Source organism: Aliirhizobium wenxiniae (assembly GCF_019511445.1).
GTDB lineage: Bacteria > Pseudomonadota > Alphaproteobacteria > Rhizobiales > Rhizobiaceae > Neorhizobium > Neorhizobium wenxiniae_A.
In genome coordinates this window covers 107,315-130,412 of record NZ_JAEUAN010000018.1, presented here as the reverse complement: position 1 = coordinate 130,412, position 23,098 = coordinate 107,315, and the positions used below count along the sequence as shown (strand labels likewise).

The window sequence follows — 23,098 nt, the reverse complement described above, 5'->3', positions numbered from 1 at the left end:
ATTTAATGAGATTTGCAAATATCGGGGGAGGTATCATGCAACGTCTTGCCATTTCCTGGCGTCTTTATTGTCTCGTCGCACTGTCACTGGTCATTCTGGCTGGCGCACTGACCTTCAGTCTTTTCGAAAGCTATGCCTCTTCCGAACGGGAGCGGAAGGCAGGGCTTGCGCAGATGAATGACACGGCGCTTGCCGTGCTTGCAAAATATCAGGCGCTGGAGGCATCCGGCGCCCTGTCTCGTGATGAGGCGCAGGCGCAGGCGAAGGGTGTGGTCGCCGCCATGCGTTACGATAACGGTTCCGGTTATTTCTGGATCAACGACATGCATCCTAAAATGGTCATGCATGCGGTGAAGCCGGAGATGAACGGCTCGGATCTTTCACAGAACAAGGATCCGAACGGAAAATTCCTGTTCGTCGAATTCGTTCAGGTGGTGAAGGCGAACGGCAAGGGTTTCGTTGATTACTACTGGCCCAAGCCCGGCGCCAGCGAACCGGTCGAGAAATTCTCGCATGTGGCGGGTTTTGCGCCCTGGGGCTGGGTTGTTGGCACCGGCGTTTATGTCGATGACCTGAAGGCGATGTTCCAAAAGGATGCGACCGATTTCGCCATGATCTTCGCGGTCGGCGCGCTTCTGTTGATCGGCGGGGCTTGGCTTGTGGTCAAAAGCGTGACCGGGCCTCTGTCGCGCGTGCAGCAGGTGCTGCAGTCGATTGCGGGCGGGGCGATCGGCGTTGCGGTTCCCTGCACCGGCGAGAAGAACGAGATTGGTGAAATGGCGCGGGCGCTGGTCGTGCTGCGCGACAATGTCGAGGAGCGTGCTGCATTGCAGGCCCGCGAGGCGGATCAGCAGCGTGCCATCGCAGCCGAGCGTTCGGCGAGCGAAAGAGCGATCTCGAGCGCGGCCGACCGGCAGTCCCATGCCATGCATGAACTGGGGCAGGCACTGGAAAGTCTGGCCGCCGGCGATCTTTCCGTGTCGCTCGGTGATATCGGTGAGGATTACGCCAAGATCGGGCGGGATTTCAACGATGCCGTCGGTGCGCTGAACGCCGCGATCATGGCGATCTCGGAAACGGGCATGATCGTGCGCGATAGCGCCTCGGATATTTCCGGCGCGACCGGTAATCTGGCGAAGCGGACCGAACAGCAGGCGGCGGCGCTGGAAGAGACGGCGGCGGCGCTCGATCAGATCACCACCACCGTACGCATCGCTTCGCAGCGTGCCGGGGAAGCCCGTCAGATGGTCAGCGAGACAAAACTCAGCGCCAGCCGTTCCGGTGAGATCGTTCGCAACGCGATCGATGCCATGGGGCGTATCGAAGGGTCGTCCGGGCAGATCAGCCAGATCATATCCGTCATCGACGAGATCGCCTTCCAGACCAACCTTCTGGCGCTGAATGCCGGCGTCGAGGCAGCGCGTGCCGGCGAGGCGGGCAGGGGCTTTGCTGTCGTGGCCCAGGAAGTGCGCGAACTGGCGCAACGGTCCGCGGGCGCCGCCAAGGAGATCAAGGTGCTGATTTCCAATTCGGTGCAGGAGGTCGAGAGCGGCGTGACGCTGGTGCGCTCGACCGGTGAGGCGCTGGTCGAGATCGCGAGCCTTGTCGAGAAGGTCAATGCTCATGTGGAGACGATCGCCACCACATCGCAGGAACAGGCGAGCGGGCTGGCCGAGATCAATTCCTCGGTCAATCACATGGATCAGATGACCCAGCAGAATGCCGCCATGGTGGAAGAGACGACGGCTGCCAGCCAGACACTCGCCGACCAGAGCCTGCATCTGCAGCAATTGCTGGGCGCTTTCCGGCTTGGCACTGCACGCGCTCGCGACCTGTCCCGGGCGGCCTGACTGCGCAGAAAACCGCTGAATTATCAAGGGCTGGACCGTGGAAGCGTCCGGCCCTTTCCCGTTGTACGGCGAAGGCGCTTCGAAATGGCCCGGAAACAGCCACGCTTCATCAATGTTTCATTTACCCAACCTGCCTAAAATCGTTTCCTGTGTCATTTCGGCATCGAGCGAGAGGCAACTGGTATGGCGTATGCTTCCCTATCGACGCGAGTGATCGGCTCGCTTCTGGTTTCGACCATGCTTGTCGCATGTTCGGCCGAGAGCCTCGTGCCGCCGGCATCGATAGACAATGGCACGCAGGTCGGGTCCATTTCGCGTTCTGCGCCGCCCGCGCCGATTTCCCATCCCGTTTCGCAACAGCCCTATTCCATGGCCTCGGCACCCGTTTCTCAGGCTGGTGGCGGATACCTAGCTGCACCTCCTGTTCAATCTTCGGCTCAAGTCCCCGCTCAAATCGGTGACGGCGGTCATTACCTGCGCGCGCCGAATGGCGCGCCGGCAACGATCCCGGCCGATGGCGTCAATATGGATGAGGAATTCGGTTTCGCGCCTGACGAAAGCGATGTCGTTGGTCTTGCCGAAGAGCAGGACGGAGATATTGCCGAGGGTGTTGGCGATCAGCCGGTGGTCGGCGGCATCGGCACGGACAATCCGGTGGCGCTCAATGCACATCGTCAGCCGATCGATGACCGTGTGATCGTGCCGCCGAAGCGGTCGGGTGCGGGTATTGGTGGGCAGGGGGCGGCGGCCCCGATGACCTGGACAGACAATTCCCCCGTCGTTGCGCCGCGCCGCGCACCTGTGCAAAGCCAGGAAGTGGCGATGCTGCGGCCGAACAATCCCACGACCAGCGATGCGCCGATGAGCGAAGCGGACCGACCCTGGCAGCGCACCGTCATGCCCCAGTCTGAAGTGTCCTGCCGCAGCGAACTGCGTCGCCTCGGCGTCGAGTTCAAGGATCTGCCGCGTATCTCGCAAGGGCCCAGCTGCGGTATCGATTATCCGGTCAAGCTTGCAGGTCTTTCCGGTGGCATCGATGTAAGGCCGGCGGTGACGCTGAACTGCCAGGTGACGCTCGCCTTTGCCAAATGGGTGAAGAACGATCTGGCGATTTCGGCCCGCACCCGCTATCTCACCGGCATTCGCCAGATCCAGCCGATGGGCGGTTATTCTTGCCGCAAGATGAACAACAGCCGCCAGCGTTACAATCCGATGTCGGAGCATGCCCGCGGCAACGCGATCGATATAGGCCGGATCACGCTGAAGAACGGCCATGCCATCGATGTGCGCAAGAAGGGCCTGTTCTCCTTCCGTGAGGGCGGCTTGCTCAAATCCGTACGCGGCGACAGCTGCAAGTATTTTTCCACCGTTCTTGGTCCCGGCAGCAATGCCGAACACTGGAACCATTTTCACTTCGACCTGCGCTCGCGAAAAGGTGGCCGCCAGTATTGCAACTGACGGCATCCTGTTCGACGAGAAGAGTAGGCGGATCCAGGTTCGGTTCAGTTGAGCCGCTTCGTGGGGTGTCGGACGGGCTCTTGCTCGATATCGGCGGCGGGGTCTTTCGGTTTGCGAAAATCCGTCGGCACGGGAATTGTCAGGGCATCGACCATGAATGAGGCAAGCTCATCGAGAGATGCGAAGTCGCAATCATCCATTTCCGTCTCCATCTCCGTCTTCGGGGCGGCGGAGGTTTCCTTCGGCAATATGGTTTTCTTGGCGGAATTCGGCATGATGGTCGACTTTCGGCTGCAGAAACGAATTGAGAAAATATACGGTCCGGTATTCTGGTGCCGCATATAAAGCAATGTAACCACGGTTGAATACGTCAAAAAACGGTATCTGGTTCATCGCAAAGCGAATTTCATCCTCAACGAGCACGCCAAGGCGATCGGAAGCGCCGTAGCTCATACTCCCTGGAATGCTAGCCTCGCAGATCTTGCCGTTTTCTAAATGGTCGCCTGACGTCTCTTCTGACGTCCTAATCCCCCAGTATTCGAGGGGTATCTCAGCACTGCCCGCTCTTGCGGTCGCCACCCGTTTGGGTGAGCATTTTCGAAATCACTGAGATCAGGAGAGAAAAACGGTACGCGCCGCCAACCCTATCACTTCGTCGCGAGACAGGACAGAGACCATATGATTTCAAGATTTGAGGGTATGCAGTGCCGTTGCCCTGCCGTTGATCGCAAAATCTGACGTCCGCGACGAGTAGACGGTGGTCGCTGTCCCGCAGCTTGCCTGATGTCGCCAATGATGCGATGAGGTCAACGGACGATGACGGTGGCGGCAAGGCCTTCTGCTTCTCGTCATCGTAATTGCCAATACCCCGTCCTGCCTCGATTGCTCATGCCCCTGAAATCCCGGCTCATGAGTTCAAACCTTAGCCGGAGAACGTGATGCCCGCGCTTGTCGATCTTCTACCCTTCGTGGCAGCCTTGCTGGCTGCAGGCGTGCTTGCAGGGCTTCTCGCCGGCCTGTTCGGTGTTGGCGGCGGTGCGATCCTCGTGCCGATCTTCTTCCATGTTTTCGGGCTTATGGGCATAGATGACGCGGTGCGCATGCATCTGGCGCTTGGCACCTCGCTTGCCATTATCGTGCCGACTTCTGTCCGCTCCTTTACCGCCCATCGCCAGCGCGGCGCGGTGGATATCGATCTTCTGAAGGGGTGGGTCGTTGCCGTGCCGCTCGGCACGCTTATCGCAACGCTGATTGCCGCCTGGGCGTCCAGTACCGAATTGCGGCTGATCTTTGCCGTGATCGCGCTGATCCTCGCGCTGCGGATGATTTTTAACCGTGCAAGCTGGAAACTTGGTGACGAGCTTCCTGCCAATCCGCTGAAATTCATGGTCGGTACCGGTATCGGCATCCTGTCGGGCCTGATGGGCATCGGCGGCGGCGTGTTGAACAACACCTTCATGACGCTTTACGGCCGCACCATCCATCAGGCGGTCGCGACCTCCTCGGGTGTCGGCGTGCTGATCTCGATCCCCGGCCTCATCGGTTATGTCTGGGGCGGTTGGGGCAAGGCAGGCCTACCGCCGTTCTCGACTGGTTATATCAACTGGCTCGCGGTCGCTCTTCTGATCCCGGTTACGCTCTATACGGCGCCCTATGGCGCAAGACTTGCGCATGCGCTTTCGAAACGGCAATTGGAAATCGGGTTCGCGCTTTTTCTTGTCGTGATCGCGATGCAGTTTTTCGCCAGTGTGGTTTTCTGAGGCTGAGCGATGCGAAGGTCTGTTTTGCGCCAATAGGAGACATTCTTAATGAGCAGGCTGTTGGCCGAAATGGGGCCGGAAGCGGACTGGCAGCTCTTCCGTCACAAGACGCTCAAGCAGACATGCGCTTGGAGGCTTGGCCCGAGCGGACGGTCTCTTCTGCTGGCCCTTAGCTGAGACTTACTTGCGCTTCTTTGCAGCTTCGAAGGTGCGCTTCTCAAGGCCGCCTGCCAGCTTGTTCATGCGTTTGGCCATGCGCCACACCGAGTCCAGCAGCGCGAGCCGGTCGAGGTTCGGTTTGTGCAGCAACAGAAGAGAAGTGGCTTCGACCATACTAAGCGCGGTCGCTGTGAGAGGCCCGACCATTCCTGAATTGCTCGGCCCCACGAGCAACACATTTTGCTCAGACTCGGATGTCGCCAGTAGTTCGTCGAACATTCGATGGTTAAAGTGGATGTGATGAGACGCATATTCATAGACGCCGCCCTCGGCCCCTTGGCCGCACTTTGCGGCAATGTCCTTGAATGTCGGCTTTTTCTTACCGACTAACTTTGAGGCCCAGCCGTGTCGATGTTTCATCTCCTCCCCAAAAGTCGAGATGGCAAATTCGGCTTGCTTCTGGAGTTCGGCGTCCTCGTTCGGCAGATTATATGTCTCGGCTCCCTCCCGCAGCCATGCTTGTACGCGCGAATGGGCCACGTACCTGAGTGCGAGCTCCTGCCCTTCCTGGCGGATCAAAGTTGCAATGACGTTGTTCTCATAAAGAGTGCGCCAGCGCGCAAGCGCGCCATCGGCAAAACCGTCCCTCAATAGACAGATTATTTCGGACGTAACGAGAAGGGCTTTTCCATGAAGATACGTCATCGCTTCGAAAACATGGTCCTGCTCTTGAACGGCCTGAGGGCGATGATGGCCGTTGAACGCGCTGCCCAGTTCTTCACAGCAGACCCATATTGTCTCCAGAAGGTCGAACGCCTTTCGCCAGCGCCGCAGGTTGCGTGATTCAAAGCCTGCTTGCTGCTTGCGTCGTTCCGCCAGCATCGGAGGCGCGCGGTCGATAAGCGATCGGTAGAAGAGCCTACCCGCCGCCTTCACCGTTCCCGATGCCATGCGTTCAATCTGCCTCTCAGTTAAGCTGTTCCCTTCTTCAAAGGCCTGCCGAATGATCTTCTCAAAATCATGTTGAAGTTCATCCATCGGCCAAGGTTCGATGGCTGTCCGTTTCCCTTTCCTCTTTTGACTGTCCATAACGGAACCTGCCATCTTTTAGTCTCCCATCACCTGATGCCGTTCTCTTGCTTCCGGTCCTCTACACCAGTTTGACACATTACGTCTCACGTTCCCGGGCGTGTCTGCTTCGGGCCGATAGCAGACCAATCGTCCTCCGCATCATCCCAAAATCCCGAACGCAATATTCTTCCATGACGGGATAGTTTAACGGAAACGCGCCCCTATATTGCGGCATCTCCGGGGAACATATTCCTCTCGATGTCTTCCAATACAAATGCGGTTCCCATGCCTCCCATTATTTCCGTACAGCAACTGACCAAGGCCTATGGCAACGGATTCGAGGCCTTGAAGGGCATCGACCTTGATATCGAGCGCGGCGAAATTCTGGCGCTGCTCGGGCCGAATGGCGCCGGCAAGACGACGTTGATCTCGATCATCTGCGGCATCGTCAATCCGACCGGCGGCAAGGTGCTGGTCGGCGGCCATGACGTTGTGAAGGATTTTCGCCAGACGCGCTCGCTGATCGGCCTCGTTCCGCAGGAACTGACCACCGACCAGTTCGAGACGGTGTGGAACACGGTGAGTTTTTCCCGCGGCGTCTATGGCAAGAAGCCGAACCCGGCGCTGATCGAGAAGATTTTGCGCGAGCTGTCCTTGTGGAAGAAGAAGGACAACATGCTGCGCGAGCTTTCCGGCGGCATGAAACGGCGCGTTCTCATCGCCAAGGCGCTGAGCCATGAACCGGAAGTCCTGTTCCTCGATGAGCCGACGGCCGGTGTCGATGTCAGCCTGCGTCGTGACATGTGGGAAGTAGTCAAGCGCCTGCGCGAGGATGGCGTGACCATCATTCTCACCACCCACTATATCGAGGAGGCGGAAGAGATCGCTGACCGGGTAGGGGTCATCAATGGCGGCAAGCTTCTGCTGTTGCAGGAAAAGACCGGCCTGATGAAGCAGTTCGGCCGCAAGCAGATGAAGCTCGAACTGACTGAGAAATTGGCGGAAATCCCGCCAAGCCTCTCGCCCTTCGCGCTATCGCTTAGTGAGGACGGCATGTCGCTCACCCATGAATACAGCCATGAGGAAAGTCAGGACAGTATCGCCTCGCTTCTTTCGGCGCTGACCGATGCGGGCATTCATTTCCGCGATCTATCGACAAGGCAAAGCTCGCTCGAGGACATTTTTGTCTCTCTGGTGGAGGAGAAGGCATGAATTTCGAAGCGATCAAATCCATCTACTTCTTCGAGATGGCGCGCATGCGCCGCACGCTTTTGCAGAGCGTCATCTCGCCGGTCATCACAACTTCGCTTTATTTCATCGTCTTCGGCACGGCGATCGGCTCGCGTATCCAGTCGATCGAGGGCGTTTCTTACGGGTCGTTCATCACGCCCGGCCTGATCATGCTGACGCTTCTGACCCAATGCGTGGCGAACGGCTCGATCGGCATCTACTTTCCGAAATTCACCGGTACGATCTACGAGATCCTGTCCGCGCCCGTGGCGATGACGGAAATCCTGATCGGCTATGTCGGGGCGGCTGCCAGCAAGGGGCTGATCATCGGGGTGATAATCCTGGCGACGGCTTCTTTCTTCGTCGACATCCGTATCGCCCATCCATTCATGATGGTGCTCTTCCTGGTGCTGACCGCAATCACCTTCAGCCTGTTCGGCTTCATCATCGGTGTCTGGGCGAAGAATTTCGAGCAGCTGAACATCGTGCCGATGCTCGTCGTACCGCCGCTGACATTCCTTGGCGGAAGTTTTTATTCGATCGACATGCTGCCGCCCTTCTGGCAGGCGGTGAGCCATCTTAACCCGGTTCTTTATCTCGTCAGCGGTTTCCGCTGGAGCTTTTACGAGATAGCCGACGTCAATCCGGTGATCAGCCTCGTGATGATCGGCGTCTTTCTCGGGCTCTGCCTGTCCGTCCTCGGCTGGATGTTCAAGACGGGTTATCGGCTGCGGAGCTGACGAAACGAACTGATCGGCGGAAAGATACGATCGGCGGCAAGTGCCGCCGATCGTTTTTTGTCGAGGCTTGGAGATTATCCGAGCGACAGTTGACGGCGCTCACCGCGTGCGGCCATGACGGAAGCGGCGAGCAGGGCGGCTGCAGCCAGGAACATGACGACGGCGATCGGACCTTCGGTTTCTATCAGCAGGCCGCCGAGAACCGCACCGCTGGAGATCGCGATCTGGAACGTGGTGACGACCAGAGATCCGGCACTTTCCGCCTCATCCGGTGCATTGCGTGCGATAAAACTCTGGACGCTGACCGGAAATGCGCCGAAGGCGAGGCCCCAGAGTGCAATCGCGGTTGCCGCGACGGCCAGTGACGCGCCGCCGATGGCGAGGATGACGGCAGAAGCCGCAACCAGTGAGGTGAACAGGATGATCGACAGGCGAGGGCTGCGCTCCGACACTGCGCCGCCGAGCATGTTGCCGACGAAACCGGCCGCACCATAGGCAAGCAGGATCAGCGAGATGGTTTCGACATCAAGCTGCGGCACCCGTTCCAGGAACGGGCGGATATAGGTGAAGCCGGCGAAATGGCCTGCGACGAAGAGCAGGATGGTGATCAGGCCGGTGCGGATTGCCGGACGGCGCATGACGGCCGCAAGCGTGCCAAGCCCGGCATGGCCGGTCGGCGGCAGGGAGGGCAGGGTGAAGGCCTGAACTGCAAAGGCGACGACGCCGACGCTGGCCGAGAGATAGAAGGCGGCCCGCCAGCCGAGCGTGTCGCCGATATAGGCACCGAGCGGGGCGGCACAGACGGTGGCAAGCGAAACGCCGGCCATGATGATCGCCATGGCGCGCGGCATCAGCGGCGGCGGTACGAGACGCATGGCAAGTGCGCCCGACATGGCCCAGAAGCCGCCAAGCCCGATACCGAGCAGGATACGGGCGGCAAAGACCGTGTAGATGTTTGAGGCAATCGCTGCGACGAGACTGGAGACGATCAGAAGTGCGGTGAGCGCCAGAACCGTCCAGCGACGGTCGATATTGCGGGTGCCGATGACGACGGCGGGACCGGCGATGGCGGCGATGACGGCGGTCGTGGTGATCGACTGGCCGGCCACGCCGGTGCCGACGTTAAGATCGACGGATAGCGGGGTGAGCAGGCTGACGGGCAGGAATTCGGCGGTGACGAGGCCGAAGACGCCGAGCGTGAGCGACGTCACCGCGCCCCAGCGCGCAACGTCATCTGTTCGTGCTGCGTCGTCGGTTGGTGTTTGGGTGCCGTGCATGGGATTCTCCTGAATTGCAGCCGATTTGGCTTGTGTCAGGAATAGGCGTGACGGGCTGGCGTTTCCATGCTAGAAAATCCGACATGCTTGACAATTCGTCCAAATCATTTTCATCCGTTGCGATCGATCCGCTGTCTGAAATGCTGCGGGGGCTGAGGCTCGACGGCGTCGAATATGGCCGTTGCCGGCTGTCGGACCCCTGGGCCACGGCCTTTCCGGCCGAGGATGCCGCACGCTTCCATTTCATCTCCTCCGGGTCAGCGCTGCTGAAGACGCCCACGGGTGAATGGCTGCGGCTCAATGCCGGCGATGCTGTCATACTGCCGCGCGGTGACGCGCATGTGATAGCCAGCGGCGAAACCGTCACGCCGCTTCCATTCGCGCGTTACGGCAAGAAGGAAGTCTGCCAGGGCGTGTTCGACATGCAATGCGCCGATGCCCGTTGCGGCACGGTGGCGCTGACCGCCTCGATGCGGTTCAACATCGACAAGCTGCATCCGCTGTTGCAACTGATGCCCGACACGATGCTGACCAGCGATCTTGCAACCAACGAGCCGGCAATCCCGCATCTTCTGGAGGCCATGGCGCGGGAAGTCGACATGGACCGTGTCGGCGCTGGCGGCATTCTGGCGCGTCTTGCCGATGTGCTGACGGCAACGATCATCCGCACCTGGGTGGAACATGGCTGCGGCAACACGAGCGGTTGGATCGCAGCGGTGCGTAATCCCGAAATCGGCCGCGTTCTGGCCGCCATTCATCTGGAGCCCGACCGTGACTGGTCGGTGGCTGAACTCGCAAAACTGATGGGCGCGTCGCGCTCCGGTTTTGCCGAGCGTTTCGCCCGTGTGGTGGGGGAGACGCCTGCGCGATACGTGGCACGGGTCAGAATGCATCAGGCGCGGCTCTGGCTGAAGGACGGCATGCGGGTTGCGACCGTTGCTGAAAAGCTCGGCTATGACGCGGAAGCCTCGTTCAGCCGCGCCTTCAAGCGCATCATCGGCGATCCGCCGAGCCATTTTCGTGGCAGGGGCGATGTCGAGGTCTCGCGTGAGATGGTCGAGCTGGCGGCGATCGCCTGACATCCATTCGGGATGCTTGGTGTAGAATAGAAAACGGGCGCGCTTTCATCCGGAAGCGCGCCCGCAGCCTTTAGAGCTTGACGATTATGCCAGCCAGAAGATCAGGCCGGACAGCGCGAAGCCGAGCAGACCCATCAGAGTCTGCATCACGGTCCAGGTCTTGAACGTGGTCTTGATATCCATGTTGAAGAACCGGCCGACCAGCCAGAAACCGCTGTCGTTGACATGCGAGAGCATGACCGAGCCGGATGCGACGGCGATCACGACGGCTGCCAGTTCGACACCCTGATAGCCGGCAGCCTGGATCGCAGGCTGCACGAGACCGGCAGCGGTGATGAGCGCGACGGTTGCCGATCCCTGAGCGACGCGCAGTGCGGTCGAGATCAGGAAGCCTGCGACGAAGACCGGCATGCCGATATCGGCCAGTGCGCCCGACAGGGCGTCACCGATACCGGAAGCACGCAGAACGCCGCCGAACATGCCGCCGGCGCCGGTGATCAGGATGACCGAGCAGACCGGGCCGAGAGCGGATTCGACGATACGCTCGACCTTGGACGGTGCGCGGCCGCGCATCGGGCCGAGTACGACGGCTGCGACCAGAACCGAGATCAGCAGTGCGATCGGCGTGGAGCCGATGGCGCGCAGGAGCTGGAACCAGCCGGCATCCTTGCTCACCCATTCCTGGGCACGGGCAAAATCGAGACCCGTATTCATGAAGATCAGCATGAGCGGCAGGAGAAGAAGAGCGACAACCAGACCGGGGCTCGGCTGCGTGACGTGCTCGTCCGAGGACTTTTCTTCTACGACGTCGTCCGGAACCGGCAGGTTGATGCGGTTACCGATCCATTTGCCGAAGAAGTGGCCGGCAACGATCCAGGTGGGGATGGCAACGACCAGGCCGATGATGACCAGAAGGCCGACATCTGCGCCCAGCAGTTCGGCTGCCGCGACCGGACCCGGATGCGGCGGCACGAAGACGTGCATGCAGGAGAAAGCGGTCGCAACCGGGATGCCGTAAAGCAGCAGGCTGCCGCCGAGACGACGTGCCACGGTGAACATCACCGGAAGCATGACGACGAGACCGGCATCGAAGAAGATCGGGAAGCCGAAGAACAGCGACGCGATGCCGAGCGCCATCGGCGCGCGTTTTTCGCCGAAGCGCCGCACGAGATCATCCGCCAGCGCTTGTGCGCCACCGGAGACTTCGAGCAGGCGTCCGAGCATTGCACCGAGACCGACGAGCAGTGCAACGCCGCCAAGCGTCGAGCCGAATGCCGAGGTCAGCGTGTTGAGAATGTTTGCTGCCGGAATGCCCGTGACCAGCGCCGTCAGGAAGCTGACGAGAATGAGCGCCACGAAAGCATGGACGCGAAACTGGATGATAAGAACCAGCAGCAACGCGACGGCGCCTGCTGCGATGGAAATGAGCGCGCCCGCGCCCAGGGTCTGTTCGAATTGCGGCAAATGTATACTCCTCCAATGCGGGGGAACCGGCATGTCGCCGCCCGATTGCATTAATTGCCTAAATAGAGTTCCTCACATGTCGGCTTAGATCGATCTAAGCCCAGCGCGCGCTTACGATAAGTTTAGGGCCAAATTCAACTGTGGCTCCCCCGATATTTTTATCATTTGTGAACTTTTCCAAGGTTCCGAATGATAAAAATCGGCGGGAAGGGCTATATTCCCTGCCAATACCGGCCACTCTTGATCTCACGGCGGTAAGCCCGGACATTTTTCTTCGCAACTTTGCGCATCGCAGGTGAACCGATCAAAGCATCTTCGATCCGGTTGAAATGGAAAGCTGTCGCTGGCTGACAAGGGAGCATCGCTGACGAATGTGTGAATGCCAAGATACCCAATCTCTACTGTTGTTCGCGCCGGGATCTCATCTACTGCGGACCTTTGGCGTGAGGCCCGTTTCTGCCGGGTACGAGTCGCGCCAACGTGCTTGACACAAATCGCTCAGTTTATTTATAACCATCTGGTTGGAAATTAATCAGATGGATCCATGGGCAGGAAACGCGTTATCGATCAGCAGGCCGTACTCGATGCGGCTGAACGTGTCGTCGGACGCGATGGTGCCGCCAATCTGACGATTGATGCCGTGGCCAAGGAGGCGGGCGTCAACAAGGCCAGCGTTCTCTATGATCACAAGTCCAAGCAGGCGCTGGTCGAAGCCGTTGTCGATCGCGCCTTCGAACGTGACACCGCCTTTCATGCCGGGATCGAGGAAAAGCTCGACGCCGCCGAGGATCGCGCGATCAGGGGGCGGATCCTTGCGGCCTGCGAACCGCCGCCGGAGGAATTCAAGGCGGTGGCCCTCAACCTCAGCGCCGCGCTTGCGCTCGACGAAGGTCTGCGCAGCAAGATGCAGCAGAGCCAGGCGCGGACGATCTCTCGCATCGAGGAAACCTCGCCGTCGCCGCGCGGCGCGCTTCTGGCCTATCTGGCGCTGGAAGGGCTGAAGTTCCTCGAACATCTCGATTTCCATCATTTTTCACGCGAAGACCGCGACAGGGTTCTTCGCGAAATCAACTGGCTCGTGACGGCGCAACCGGGAGAAATCGACCTTCCTGGCGTCAAGACGGGCTGACACTTAAAGTCCCATCGGGTGAATGACATGACAGACAGCATTGCCGCACCGGCCGCGGCCACGGATAAATTCGTCCCGTTCCGACCGATTTTTCTGACGGGAGGCAGCGGTTATGTCGGCCGCAATCTGATCCGGCATCTTGTCGCCCGCGGAGTTGCGGTCACGGCGCTTGCTCGCAGTGATGCATCGGCGAAGATAGTTGAGGCACTCGGTGCTGTTGCCTTCCGAGGCGATCTCTTCGAGAGCACGCTCGCCGCTGGGATGGCGGGCTGCAATGCCTTGATCCATGCCGCAGCCGACACTGACCACGGCCCGGCGACGGAGAAGCAGCGACGCGTTAATGAGGAAGGCACGCGGGCCGTGCTCGATGCCGCTCGAACCGCAGGTATCGCCAAGGTTATTCATTTGAGCACTGAATCCGTGCTTGCTACCGGCAGGCCGCTGGTCAATGTGGATGAGACCATGCCGCTGCCACCGAAACCGGCAGGCGGCTATTCGCGCAGCAAGGCAGAGGCGGAGCGGATCGCACTGGCGGCCAATGGTCCCGATTTCTCGGTTGTCGTCTTGCGCCCGCGCTTCATCTGGGGACGCGACGACACGACCGCGCTGCCGACACTTCTGGAGGCGGTGCGCTCGGGCAAGTTCGCATGGATTTCGGGCGGCAATTATCTCACCTCCACGACGCATGTCGCCAATCTCTGCCACGCCGTCGAACTGGCGCTCGGCCATGGCCGCGGTGGCGAGGTATACTTCATCTCGGACGCAGAGCCGGTGACATTCCGGGCCATGGTTTCGGCTCTGATCGAAACACAGGGTTTTGCCGTTCCCGAAAAGATCGTGCCCCGCTTTGTGGTGCGCACCGTCGCGACCATAGGTGATGTCATGGTCAAAATATCGGGCGGCCGGATCATACCGCCTTTAACCCTGCAGACCTATGCGACCTCGGCCGTTGAGGTGACCTTCGCCATCGGCAAAGCCCAGCGGGATTTGAGTTATACGCCAGTCATATCAAGGGACGAGGGCTTGGCGGAATTACGCTCCGCTCAGCACTGATAGTCTTCAAGTCGGGGCGCATCATCCGGCTTGCCGCTTTGATGCAGCTCATCAGGACCGGGGGAAAAACAAGGTCACATCCAGTGCGGCCCTAATCCCTCAAGCGCAACTCGTCCGTCTGCATGTTGAGCGAACTGAGCGTCGACAGGAAACTCATGCCGAGCAGGCTTTCGCTGAGCATGCCGTCCTGCGCCACCATGGCGCGGACATTGCTGCGGGAGATAGGGCCGATGGCAATCTTGTTCAGCCTGACGGGCGCGGCCATGGCCGGGCCGTTCGCGGTCATCACCCGGACCGTATAGGCGAGGCCTGCCGTATCGATGCCGATTGCGGCGGCATCGTCGAAGGACAGGACGACACTGCTTGCGCCGGTATCGACCAGCATCGGTATCGTTTTACCGTCAACCGAGACATCGGCCTGGAAATGTCCGCCGAGCGCCTTCTGGATGATCACCTCGTTTCCGTCGCGCCCGGTGACGACAACGGCGCGGCCGGGCATCAGACCCGCCACCATGCGGCCGGCGAACTGGTTGGCGTCATTGCGATAGAGATAGGCGGCGACCAGGCCGAGGATAATGACCAGCCAGATGGCAAGATTGCGCAGCGCCTCGTTCATGCTGCCGCGCCGCCCGGCGAGAATGCCGGCGCCAAGCAGGCCGGCGATCGGAATGAGATAGATGAGCTGGCCGAAATCACTGTTGTCGATGCCGAAGGTCTGGCCGCTGTCATGATTGAAGACCAGCAGCGCCAGGCCAGCGCCGAGCACGAGAAGCACGAGGGTCAGTCCGTTCATGTGGTCTGGCGCTCCTTTGCTAGCCTTTGTCGCCGTGTTTCCCGTCTCGGCTTGCGCTCGATCGTCTCCATCCGCGCGGCAAGCATGTCCATGATCGATTGCCGCTCGGCATCCGAATAATCGATCCAGCCGGCAATCTCGTCGCGCGTTCGCCCGCAGCCAAAACAATAGCCGGTCTTCATGTCGATCGAACAGACGAGGATGCAGGGCGATATCATGCGATCCTATATCGGAGGTTCAGACGATCAGGGCAAGGGTGGCCAGAGCCACGATTTCGCTAACCTGTTGTGTTGCACCGATCGTATCGCCCGTATGGCCGCCGAGCTTGCGGCGAACGAAGGCGGTGAAAAGCTGGCCGGCGGCGGCAGAAACGACAATCACGAAGATCGCGACCGTAACGCCGAGATGCGAGGCGATGAAGATCAGCCCCATCAGGCCGCCGATCAGCAGCGCTATATTGCGCGCGGTTCGTTCCGGTGCGCCTATCGCGACGGCGACCCCGTTGGTGCGTGCAGGGGGAAGGGCGCTCCAGTGCCAGATCATCACCGACCTGCTGGTGCAGGCCGCAGCCAGCATGGAGACTGCCGCCAGGCTGGAATCGAAGCGCGCAAGGGCAGCAAGCGACGCGGCGCGCAGCGAGAAGGACAGAAGCATCGCCACCACGCCATAGGAACCGATACGGCTGTCCTTCATGATAGCCAGTGCATGCTCACGATCTCGTCCGCCGCCCAGCCCGTCGGCTGCATCGGCAAGACCATCCTCGTGCAACGCACCGGTCATCAGCACCATCAATGACAGGGCGATAAGGCTTGTCACGAGCGCGTCACCGGTCTGCGACAACGTGTAGAGAACGAGGGCGGGGATAAGCGCGATCAGTGCTCCGGCAAGCGGAAATGCCCGCACAGCGCGCGAAAAAGACCCGCTCTGGCCAAGAAAGAACCGGTCAGGCACGGGGATGCGGCTTAAGAATGCGACCGAGCGGGCGAGGTCGGCGATGAAATCCGTCGCGTTTGGCAGTTGTCGCTCCCGATATAGGCGATTAAGAGAAGCGCACACAAAGCGCGATTTGCCGGCGAACACAAGTGTCAGATGACGACCCGCCGGCCAAGACGAGAGAGACTTCTATGAGTTTGAGCGGCCTGCCTTTCGACGATTTCCGTAACCTGATTGCCAACCTGCCGGGACCGGATCCGCGCGCATTGGTGGATGCCCGCGAGCGTGATGCGACGCTGACCAAGCCGGCGGGAGCACTTGGAAGACTTGAGGAAATCGCCTTCTGGCTCGCCGCATGGACGGGCAGGGCGCCGGCCGTCACCCGCCCGCTCGTGGCGATCTTCGCCGGCAATCACGGCGTCACCAGGCACGGCATTACGCCGTTCCCGCCTTCGGTTACCCAGCAGATGGTGGAGAATTTTGCCGCAGGTGGTGCGGCAATCAATCAGATCTGCGTCACCCATGATCTGGGCCTGAAGATCTTCGATCTGGCGCTCGATTACCCGACAGGTGACATTGCAACCGAAGCTGCCCTTTCCGAGCGCGATTGCGCCGCCACCATGGCCTTCGGCATGGAAGCGATTGCCGGCGGCACCGATCTTCTCTGCCTCGGCGAGATGGGGATCGGCAACACGACGATCGCTGCGGCAATCCATCTGGCGCTTTATGGCGGCGAGGCGGAAGACTGGGTCGGTCCTGGCACCGGGTCTCATGGCGAACTGATGGCGCGCAAGATCGCCGTCGTCAAACAGGCGGTCGATTTCCACAAGGATCATCTTTCCGATCCGCTCGAAATCCTACGCCGTCTCGGCGGCCGTGAGATCGCCGCGATCGCCGGCGCCATTCTGGCCGCCCGCATGGAAAAGATCCCGGTCCTGCTCGATGGCTATGTTGTAACCGCCGCTGCCGCAATCCTGAAGGCCATGAACCCATCGGCGATCGACCATTGCCTGATCGGTCACGTGTCTGCCGAACCGGGGCATCTGCGCTCCATCGAAAAGCTTGGCAAGACGCCGCTTCTGGCGCTCGGCATGCGGCTGGGTGAAGGCACGGGCGCAGCACTGGCTGCGGGTATCGTCAAGTCGGCCGCCGCCTGCCATTCCGGCATGGCGACTTATGAGCAGGCTGGCGTGACCAACAAGGCCTGAAGGCAATAGATGGAACAGACGCCGCTCGACACTAGAAACGGAAAAGCGAGCGGCGTTCGCCGGGTCATCGCGGCGACGCGATATTCGATGCAGGGGCTTTTGCGCCTGTGGAAGGAAGAGGCCTTCCGGCACGAGGTCTATGCTTTTGCGGCAGGCCTCATCCTGTTTGCCGTCGTTGGCGCAGCCGCGATGGATTATTTCATCTTCCTCATACTCATGCTGCTCCTGTTTTCCGCCGAAGCGCTCAACACCGCGATCGAGGAACTCGTCGATCGAATCTCGCCAGAGATCTCCACGGTCGGACGTCACGCGAAGGATCTCGGTTCCTTCGCCGTATTCTGCCTTTTGGCAGCAAACGGCCTGTTTGCTCTTTATGTCGTGATCAGGGCTCTATTCTGGTTGTCTTAGAGAATCGGAATGTTCAGATATTCCAATTGCCTAGTTATGGCATCACGGATCCGTGATGCGGGACTACAACTTCTTGTAGTGGACGTGCGAATCCTGAAAACTTAGCTTCTGTCATGTTTTCTGAATGTCGCGGAGCTTGTCACCTTGATAGACGACAAGATCGAAATTTTTGAATCTAATTTCAGGTGGGTCGTTCGGATACGCGAGGACGGACAGGTGAGCGAGCACATTTTCAATATTGCTGAACACGCCCATTCCTGGGCCGCGGGGCAGCGGATACGCATGCGAATTCAGCATGAGCAGGAAGACTGTCGCAAACGGCGTTCTGATTAGAGCGGCCGAATTGACCGAAAATGCTCTATTGCGTTTACAGGGCTTCAGGCGAATGAACGCCTGCGCCTTTCAATCGCCTGCGCATCGGCAACGGCTGGAATACTTTGCATCACGCGCGTCGCCGGCAGGATGGCGATCACTTCTGTTCCTTCGCGCAGTTTCGAGCGCAGCACGAACTGGCCGTCATGCTTGGCGAGTATCGCCTGTACTATCGGCAGTCCGAGCCCGGTGCCCTGTTCTGCACTCTTGATGGCGATCGATCCCTGGCCGAAAGCCGACAATACCACAGGGATTTCCTCTTCTGGAATGCCCGGCCCGTTGTCCTTGATCGATACATACTGGCCGCCGCCGGCCGTCCATCCCGCCTTGACGGAGATTTCTCCGCCCTGCTGGGTGAATTTCACCGCATTGGAGAGCAGGTTGAGAATGACCTGGCGGATCGATTTCTCGTCGGCCCAGACATGCGGCATATCGTTTTCGAAAGCGTGCTTGATGACGATATTCTTCGCGCGCGCCCGCAACTGCACCATGCCGATGCAGTCTTCCGCCACTTCGAGCAGTGACAGGGTTTCCTCGTTGAGATCGTAGCGGCCGGCTTCGATGCGCGACAGGTCGAGGATTTCGTTGATCAAGTTGAGAAGATGCTCACCGGAACGATGAATGTCACCGGCATATTCCCGGTAGGTCGGGTTCGGCAGCGGACCGAGCACTTCGGAACTCATCACCTCGGAAAAGCCGAGAATGGCGTTGAGCGGCGTCCTTAGTTCATGGGACATCGAGGCAAGAAAGCGGGATTTGGCCAGATTGGCCTCTTCCGCACGGCGCCGCGCCTCGTCCGACATCGATTTGGCCACTTCCAGCTCGGCGATCAGATCATCTTTTTCCGACTGATAGGACATCAGGGTCAGGTTCGATCGATAAAGCCTGTCGCCGATGAAATGGAAGAACACGACCGCAATTGCGCAGATTGCCGTCAGTCCGACATCCACCAGGTCGCGGGACATGATCGCCATGAAGAGAAGCGCTGCGATCATCGGCAGAAAGCCGACGAGCACGCCCTGGCGCAGCATGAAGCTGCTCATGGCGGTGATCGAGATCGCAAACAGAAGCACTGCGCCCTTGTAGAAATAGAAACTGTCGCCGCCGCAGGTGTTGCAGGACTGAAGCGCAAAGATCGCCCAGCCGACACCGAGCAGAACCTGGGCTGCCAGCAAACGTCGCCGCCACTTGGTCGTCGATGCCGCGGCGATCTCCTTGCGGCTGAAGCGGCGGGCGATCAGGAGATTGATCGCATGCAGGCTGAGCATGAGAAGCGCCCAGACGATCAGATTGGCGCTGGGCGACACATACATGCCGATCGCGGTGACAAGCGCGATGAACAGGGGGACGACCGCTGCGGCCTGCAGGACCGCATTGACATGCATGGACAGAGTGTCCCGGTCAAATGCCTGATTGCCGTTGGTGCTGAGTTGCAGTCGTTCACGCGTCGCGCGCACGGCCTTGGAAACCGCCTTGTTGCGGTGACCACGCGATCGATCAACGATTATCTTGTCGGTCGAGGTACTGACGCCGCTACTCATTGGTTGTGAACTAACTTACTCGGATGATTGAGAGCTTATGTTCCAAACCTTAAGAAGATACTGCCGGGAAAGGTTTTGTTTGCCATTTTCCTGAAGCTTCCGTTTGTAATTGGGACCGGATTGTGACCCGACTTGCCAAGACCCTGAAGGATGGTCTGTTCCTCGGAGCATTCCTCGTCCTTGCCTCGCTGATCGTTGCCAAGATCGACTTGAACGGCGACACCCGCATCAGCGGCCCGTTTTACGCAATCGACGGCGATACTCTGGCTGCCGGGGCAGAGCGGTTGAGGCTGATCGGCATCGATGCGCCGGAGTCCGATCAGTCCTGTGGCGGCGAGGGCGGAAATGCCTGGACATGCGGCGATGCCGCACGCGATGCTCTGTCGAAGTTCGCCGCGTCGCCTGACGCATATTGTGCGGGATCGTCCAGAGATCGTTACGGGCGCGTGCTGGTGCGTTGCAAACTGGGCGAGACGGATGTGAATGCCGAGCTTGTTCGTCAGGGCATGGCCGTTGCCTCCGGGGATTATCACGAGGAGGAGACTGCCGCGCGGGGCGAAGGCAGGGGGATTTGGTCAGCTCCCTTCGAGACGCCGCGCGCATGGCGTGCCGCCAAGGGCGCGGCAGCGGAAGATGATGGATCGGCAGGGGACGAAAGCCTGGTGGACACGATCCTCGACCGGTTGAAAGGGTGGCTTCCTTGGTCGTGACGGACCCTTGCCGGATCGCCGATCTTGGCGCATCGATTGCCGCCTGTCGCATCTGTCGGGATCATCCTGCAAAGGCGGACAATCCGCTGCCCCATGAGCCGCGGCCGGTCGTAACGCTGTCATCGACGGCGAGGCTGATGATTGCCGGCCAGGCGCCGGGCCTGCGCGTCCATGAAAGCGGACTGCCTTTCGATGATGCATCTGGCAACCGGCTGCGCGACTGGATGGGCGTCACGCGCGAGGAATTTTATGACGCGAGCCGTCTAGCGATCGTGCCCATGGGCTTCTGTTTTCCCGGTTACGACGCAAAGGGAAGCGACCTGCCGCCGCGCAAGGAATGTGCGCCCGCATGGCGCAGCAAGGTGATTGCGGCAATGCCGCAAATCGACACCATCCTCGTCATCGGCCAATATGCCGCTGCATGGCATCTGGGTGCGCGCCGCAAGAAAAGCACGACCGAGACGGTGAGAAACTGGCGCGACTATTTCTTCGCCAATGACGGGCCGCGCATCCTGCCACTGCCGCATCCGAGTTGGCGCAACAGCGGCTGGCTGAAAAGAAACGTCTGGTTTGAGGAAGAGATCCTGCCGGTGCTGAGGCTGCATGTGGATAGCTTGATCCGCGGAACAAAATTCGCTTAACTGTGCGAAATTCGGGTGTATAACGAAAAAACATTTCGAAGGGGACAATGATGGACCGTCTTGACCGCAAGATCCTGCGCATTCTGCAGGAGGATTCCACACTCGCAGTTGCGGATCTCGCAAAGAAGGTCGGCCTGTCCACCACGCCTTGCTGGCGTCGTATCCAGAAGATGGAAGAGGACGGCGTCATTCGCCGTCGCGTGGCATTGCTCGATCCGGGCAAGGTCAACACCAAGGTTACCGTCTTCGTCTCGATCCGTACCGCCAGCCACTCGATCGAATGGCTGAAGCGTTTTTCCGAAGTCGTGGTCGATTTCCCGGAAGTGGTGGAGTTTTACCGCATGAGCGGTGATGTCGATTATCTCCTGCGCGTCGTCGTGCCGGATATCGCCGCCTATGACGCCTTCTACAAGCGCCTGATCGCCAAGATCGAGATCCGCGACGTCTCCTCCGTCTTCGCCATGGAGCAGATCAAGTACACGACGGAACTGCCGCTCGACTACATGATGATCGACAACCAGAAATCCGGCGACGACTGAGCGATCCAGCTCTGTTGAGGCAATTTTGCGAGCGCTGCGATCCGGCATGGGTTGCGGCGTTTTCGCTTTGATATTCAGACTTTCAGCCGCTTCAGCACCTTCTCGCTCGACAATTCCTTGACTGCATCCTTGCCGATCCAACGTGCCGTTTTATCGTCGGATGCCTCAAGTTTTCGGGCAAGGGCGAGGGCAGGGGCATGGCAGGTGACGCTGCGCTTGCCGATATTGCGCAAGGCCCAGTTGACGGCCTTTCTGACGAAATTGCGCGGATCGGTGGAGTGCTCTTCGATCAAAGGCAGATAGCAGATCAACGCTGCATCCGGTTCCTTCTTCAGATGGACGGAGGCGCCGGCGATCATGGCAAAGGCCGTGCGGCGGACGAATTCGCGATCGTCTGCGGCAAAGTCGGCGATCAGGTCCTGCCAGAAGGGCGTTTCGGTAAAAAGGTCGGCGGCGGTATCGACGATTTCCCAGGAGACGAAGTCATTCGCCCATGAATGTGCTTCGGCGGGGTTAAGCGCTTTCGGGTCGGCCGTGTAGATCGCCACCATCCGCGCCTCGCGGATGCCTGTCTTCCAAAGTTCGAGCGCCCGGGCGTGGTTTCGTTCTACCGCCCGGGCAATCTTCTGCAGGTCCGGATTGGAGATCCCGAGCGCCGTTTCGGTGACTATGCCGAGGCGGCCCATGCCGGCAATGTTCTCCTCCGACCGTAATGTGCGCAGATGATCGATGATGCCTGCGACGTCGGAGGAGGGGCTGAGCATTGCCTTTGACCTTGCCGGTTATTTCCGCTCAAGCCGGGCGAGCAGCGAGGACGTGTCCCAGCGATTGCCGCCCATGGCCTGCACGTCGCCATAGAACTGATCGACCAGCGCCGTCAGCGGCAGTTTTGCGCCGTTGCGGCGCGCCTCGGTCAGCACGATGTCGAGATCCTTGCGCATCCAGTCGACGGCAAAGCCGAAATCGTATTTTCCCTGGTCCATCGTCTTGTGGCGGTTTTCCATCTGCCACGAACCGGCAGCACCCTTGGAAATGACATCGACGACCTTTTCAATATCGAGACCCGACTGCTTGCCGAAATGAATGGCTTCCGAGAGACCCTGGACGATGCCCGCAATGCAGATCTGGTTCATCATCTTGGTGAGTTGGCCGCTTCCGACCGGACCCATCAGCCCGACCATGCGGGCATAGGCGTCTATGACCGGCTTGGCCTTGTCGAAGATGGCTTGCTCGCCGCCGCACATGACGGTGAGCACGCCGTTTTCCGCGCCTGCCTGTCCGCCGGAAACGGGCGCATCCATGAAGTGGACACCCTTTTCTTTGGCTGCGGCCTCCAGTTCTCGGGCGACTTCGGCGCTGGCCGTGGTGTTGTCGATCAGGATCGCACCTGCCTTCATCGAAGAGAGTACGCCGTTTTCGCCTGTTGTCACTGAGCGGAGATCGTCGTCATTGCCGACGCAGGTGAAAACGAAATCGGAATCCTTGGCGGCTTCAGCCGGGGTGGCTCCGGTCGCACCACCGAATTTCGCGGCCCAGTCGGCAGCCTTGGCGGCGGTGCGGTTATAGACGGTGACGTCGTGGCCGCCCTTCTGCTTGAGATGTCCCGCCATCGGGAAACCCATCACCCCGAGACCGATGAATGCCACTTTCGCCATGCCGAACCTCCGAACGCTTGTTGTTCCA

The 23,098-nt window shown here is 59.8% G+C and carries 26 protein-coding genes; 14 read left to right on the top strand and 12 right to left on the bottom strand.

All coding sequences use genetic code 11. The annotated features are described in order from the left end of the window. Positions 1 to 35 precede the first annotated feature (35 nt). Positions 36 to 1,850, top strand: a complete 1,815-nt coding sequence (locus tag JNB91_RS21150) for a methyl-accepting chemotaxis protein (RefSeq protein ID WP_220327453.1) — start codon at positions 36 to 38, stop codon at positions 1,848 to 1,850. Between the two features lie 183 nt (positions 1,851 to 2,033). Next, on the top strand, positions 2,034 to 3,308 hold the full coding sequence (locus tag JNB91_RS21145) for an extensin family protein (protein WP_220327452.1): 1,275 nt from the start codon (positions 2,034 to 2,036) through the stop codon (positions 3,306 to 3,308). Between the two features lie 44 nt (positions 3,309 to 3,352). Here JNB91_RS21145 and JNB91_RS21140 read toward each other — a convergent pair whose 3' ends face one another. Both JNB91_RS21140 and JNB91_RS21135 read right to left on the bottom strand, forming a co-directional pair. Then, complete coding sequence (locus JNB91_RS21140) at positions 3,353 to 3,508, bottom strand: hypothetical protein (RefSeq protein ID WP_220327451.1); 156 nt, start codon at positions 3,506 to 3,508, stop codon at positions 3,353 to 3,355. Then, positions 3,501 to 3,761 (bottom strand): hypothetical protein, encoded by a 261-nt coding sequence (locus JNB91_RS21135; RefSeq protein WP_220327450.1) that lies wholly within the window; start codon positions 3,759 to 3,761, stop codon positions 3,501 to 3,503. The genes JNB91_RS21140 and JNB91_RS21135 overlap by 8 nt, the downstream gene beginning before the upstream one ends. Positions 3,762 to 4,246: 485 nt before the next feature. On the opposite strand from JNB91_RS21135, the gene JNB91_RS21130 reads away from it, so the two are divergent. Together JNB91_RS21130 and JNB91_RS31215 are read left to right on the top strand one after the other, a co-directional pair. Then, positions 4,247 to 5,068 (top strand): sulfite exporter TauE/SafE family protein, encoded by an 822-nt coding sequence (locus JNB91_RS21130; protein WP_220327449.1) that lies wholly within the window; start codon positions 4,247 to 4,249, stop codon positions 5,066 to 5,068. 48 nt (positions 5,069 to 5,116) lie between these two features. Beyond that, positions 5,117 to 5,245, top strand: coding sequence for a hypothetical protein (locus JNB91_RS31215; protein WP_262928020.1), 129 nt, complete (start codon positions 5,117 to 5,119; stop codon positions 5,243 to 5,245). A gap of 3 nt (positions 5,246 to 5,248) precedes the next feature. On the opposite strand, the gene JNB91_RS21125 is transcribed toward JNB91_RS31215, so the two are convergent. Continuing rightward, positions 5,249 to 6,331: a DUF5677 domain-containing protein gene (locus tag JNB91_RS21125; protein WP_220327448.1), complete on the bottom strand. Its 1,083-nt coding sequence runs from the start codon at positions 6,329 to 6,331 to the stop codon at positions 5,249 to 5,251. Between the two features lie 252 nt (positions 6,332 to 6,583). On the opposite strand from JNB91_RS21125, the gene JNB91_RS21120 reads away from it, so the two are divergent. Next, positions 6,584 to 7,510 carry an ABC transporter ATP-binding protein gene (locus tag JNB91_RS21120; RefSeq protein WP_220327447.1) on the top strand — a complete coding sequence of 309 codons (927 nt, stop codon included), beginning with the start codon at positions 6,584 to 6,586 and terminating at the stop codon, positions 7,508 to 7,510. Next, positions 7,507 to 8,268, top strand: a complete 762-nt coding sequence (locus JNB91_RS21115; RefSeq protein ID WP_220327446.1) for an ABC transporter permease — start codon at positions 7,507 to 7,509, stop codon at positions 8,266 to 8,268. Before JNB91_RS21120 ends, JNB91_RS21115 begins: the two co-directional genes overlap by 4 nt. 74 nt (positions 8,269 to 8,342) lie before the next feature. On the opposite strand, the gene JNB91_RS21110 is transcribed toward JNB91_RS21115, so the two are convergent. Further along, positions 8,343 to 9,545, bottom strand: coding sequence for an MFS transporter (locus tag JNB91_RS21110; RefSeq protein WP_220327445.1), 1,203 nt, complete (start codon positions 9,543 to 9,545; stop codon positions 8,343 to 8,345). Positions 9,546 to 9,628: 83 nt separating this feature from the next. Here JNB91_RS21110 and JNB91_RS21105 point away from each other — a divergent pair, with 83 nt between their 5' ends. After that, positions 9,629 to 10,624: an AraC family transcriptional regulator gene (locus JNB91_RS21105; RefSeq protein WP_220327444.1), complete on the top strand. Its 996-nt coding sequence runs from the start codon at positions 9,629 to 9,631 to the stop codon at positions 10,622 to 10,624. Positions 10,625 to 10,708: 84 nt separating this feature from the next. On the opposite strand, the gene JNB91_RS21100 is transcribed toward JNB91_RS21105, so the two are convergent. After that, the gene (locus JNB91_RS21100) at positions 10,709 to 12,088 is read right to left on the bottom strand and encodes a GntP family permease (RefSeq protein WP_220327443.1); all 1,380 of its coding nucleotides are present in this window, start codon (positions 12,086 to 12,088) and stop codon (positions 10,709 to 10,711) included. 544 nt (positions 12,089 to 12,632) lie between these two features. Here JNB91_RS21100 and JNB91_RS21095 point away from each other — a divergent pair. After that, entirely contained in the window at positions 12,633 to 13,217 is a 585-nt protein-coding gene (locus tag JNB91_RS21095) for a TetR/AcrR family transcriptional regulator (RefSeq protein WP_220327442.1), read from the top strand. Between the two features lie 27 nt (positions 13,218 to 13,244). Then, positions 13,245 to 14,270, top strand: a complete 1,026-nt coding sequence (locus JNB91_RS21090; protein ID WP_220327441.1) for an NAD-dependent epimerase/dehydratase family protein — start codon at positions 13,245 to 13,247, stop codon at positions 14,268 to 14,270. Positions 14,271 to 14,361: 91 nt separating this feature from the next. On the opposite strand, the gene JNB91_RS21085 is transcribed toward JNB91_RS21090, so the two are convergent. Genes JNB91_RS21085 through cobS form a run of 3 tightly spaced genes read right to left on the bottom strand, consistent with a single transcriptional unit; the run spans position 14,362 to position 16,119 of the window. After that, entirely contained in the window at positions 14,362 to 15,063 is a 702-nt protein-coding gene (locus JNB91_RS21085) for a TIGR02281 family clan AA aspartic protease (protein WP_220327440.1), read from the bottom strand. After that, positions 15,060 to 15,281 (bottom strand): DUF1289 domain-containing protein, encoded by a 222-nt coding sequence (locus JNB91_RS21080; protein ID WP_220327439.1) that lies wholly within the window; start codon positions 15,279 to 15,281, stop codon positions 15,060 to 15,062. The genes JNB91_RS21085 and JNB91_RS21080 overlap by 4 nt, the downstream gene beginning before the upstream one ends. Positions 15,282 to 15,300: 19 nt before the next feature. Beyond that, on the bottom strand, positions 15,301 to 16,119 hold the full coding sequence (gene cobS / locus JNB91_RS21075; protein WP_430736331.1) for an adenosylcobinamide-GDP ribazoletransferase: 819 nt from the start codon (positions 16,117 to 16,119) through the stop codon (positions 15,301 to 15,303). 68 nt (positions 16,120 to 16,187) lie between these two features. Here cobS and cobT point away from each other — a divergent pair, with 68 nt between their 5' ends. Then, positions 16,188 to 17,204 carry a nicotinate-nucleotide--dimethylbenzimidazole phosphoribosyltransferase gene (gene cobT / locus JNB91_RS21070; protein ID WP_220327438.1) on the top strand — a complete coding sequence of 339 codons (1,017 nt, stop codon included), beginning with the start codon at positions 16,188 to 16,190 and terminating at the stop codon, positions 17,202 to 17,204. Positions 17,205 to 17,213: 9 nt separating this feature from the next. Beyond that, positions 17,214 to 17,612, top strand: a complete 399-nt coding sequence (locus tag JNB91_RS21065) for a diacylglycerol kinase (RefSeq protein ID WP_220327437.1) — start codon at positions 17,214 to 17,216, stop codon at positions 17,610 to 17,612. Between the two features lie 111 nt (positions 17,613 to 17,723). Here JNB91_RS21065 and JNB91_RS21060 read toward each other — a convergent pair whose 3' ends face one another. Both JNB91_RS21060 and JNB91_RS21055 read right to left on the bottom strand, forming a co-directional pair. Further along, positions 17,724 to 17,909, bottom strand: coding sequence for a hypothetical protein (locus JNB91_RS21060; protein WP_220327436.1), 186 nt, complete (start codon positions 17,907 to 17,909; stop codon positions 17,724 to 17,726). 80 nt (positions 17,910 to 17,989) lie between these two features. Further along, complete coding sequence (locus JNB91_RS21055; protein WP_220327435.1) at positions 17,990 to 19,525, bottom strand: sensor histidine kinase; 1,536 nt, start codon at positions 19,523 to 19,525, stop codon at positions 17,990 to 17,992. Positions 19,526 to 19,647: 122 nt separating this feature from the next. Here JNB91_RS21055 and JNB91_RS21050 point away from each other — a divergent pair, with 122 nt between their 5' ends. Genes JNB91_RS21050 through JNB91_RS21040 form a run of 3 tightly spaced genes read left to right on the top strand, consistent with a single transcriptional unit; the run spans position 19,648 to position 21,415 of the window. Next, a complete protein-coding gene (locus JNB91_RS21050) occupies positions 19,648 to 20,235 on the top strand; it encodes a thermonuclease family protein (RefSeq protein ID WP_220327434.1) in 588 nt (195 codons plus the stop codon). Beyond that, the gene (locus JNB91_RS21045; RefSeq protein ID WP_220327433.1) at positions 20,232 to 20,876 is read left to right on the top strand and encodes a uracil-DNA glycosylase family protein; all 645 of its coding nucleotides are present in this window, start codon (positions 20,232 to 20,234) and stop codon (positions 20,874 to 20,876) included. Before JNB91_RS21050 ends, JNB91_RS21045 begins: the two co-directional genes overlap by 4 nt. A gap of 50 nt (positions 20,877 to 20,926) precedes the next feature. After that, positions 20,927 to 21,415, top strand: a complete 489-nt coding sequence (locus tag JNB91_RS21040) for an Lrp/AsnC family transcriptional regulator (protein WP_148148515.1) — start codon at positions 20,927 to 20,929, stop codon at positions 21,413 to 21,415. Positions 21,416 to 21,489: 74 nt separating this feature from the next. Here JNB91_RS21040 and JNB91_RS21035 read toward each other — a convergent pair whose 3' ends face one another. Beyond that, positions 21,490 to 22,179, bottom strand: a complete 690-nt coding sequence (locus tag JNB91_RS21035; RefSeq protein ID WP_220327432.1) for a DNA alkylation repair protein — start codon at positions 22,177 to 22,179, stop codon at positions 21,490 to 21,492. 18 nt (positions 22,180 to 22,197) lie between these two features. Continuing rightward, complete coding sequence (locus JNB91_RS21030; RefSeq protein ID WP_220327431.1) at positions 22,198 to 23,070, bottom strand: NAD(P)-dependent oxidoreductase; 873 nt, start codon at positions 23,068 to 23,070, stop codon at positions 22,198 to 22,200. Between the last annotated feature and the right edge of the window lie 28 nt (positions 23,071 to 23,098).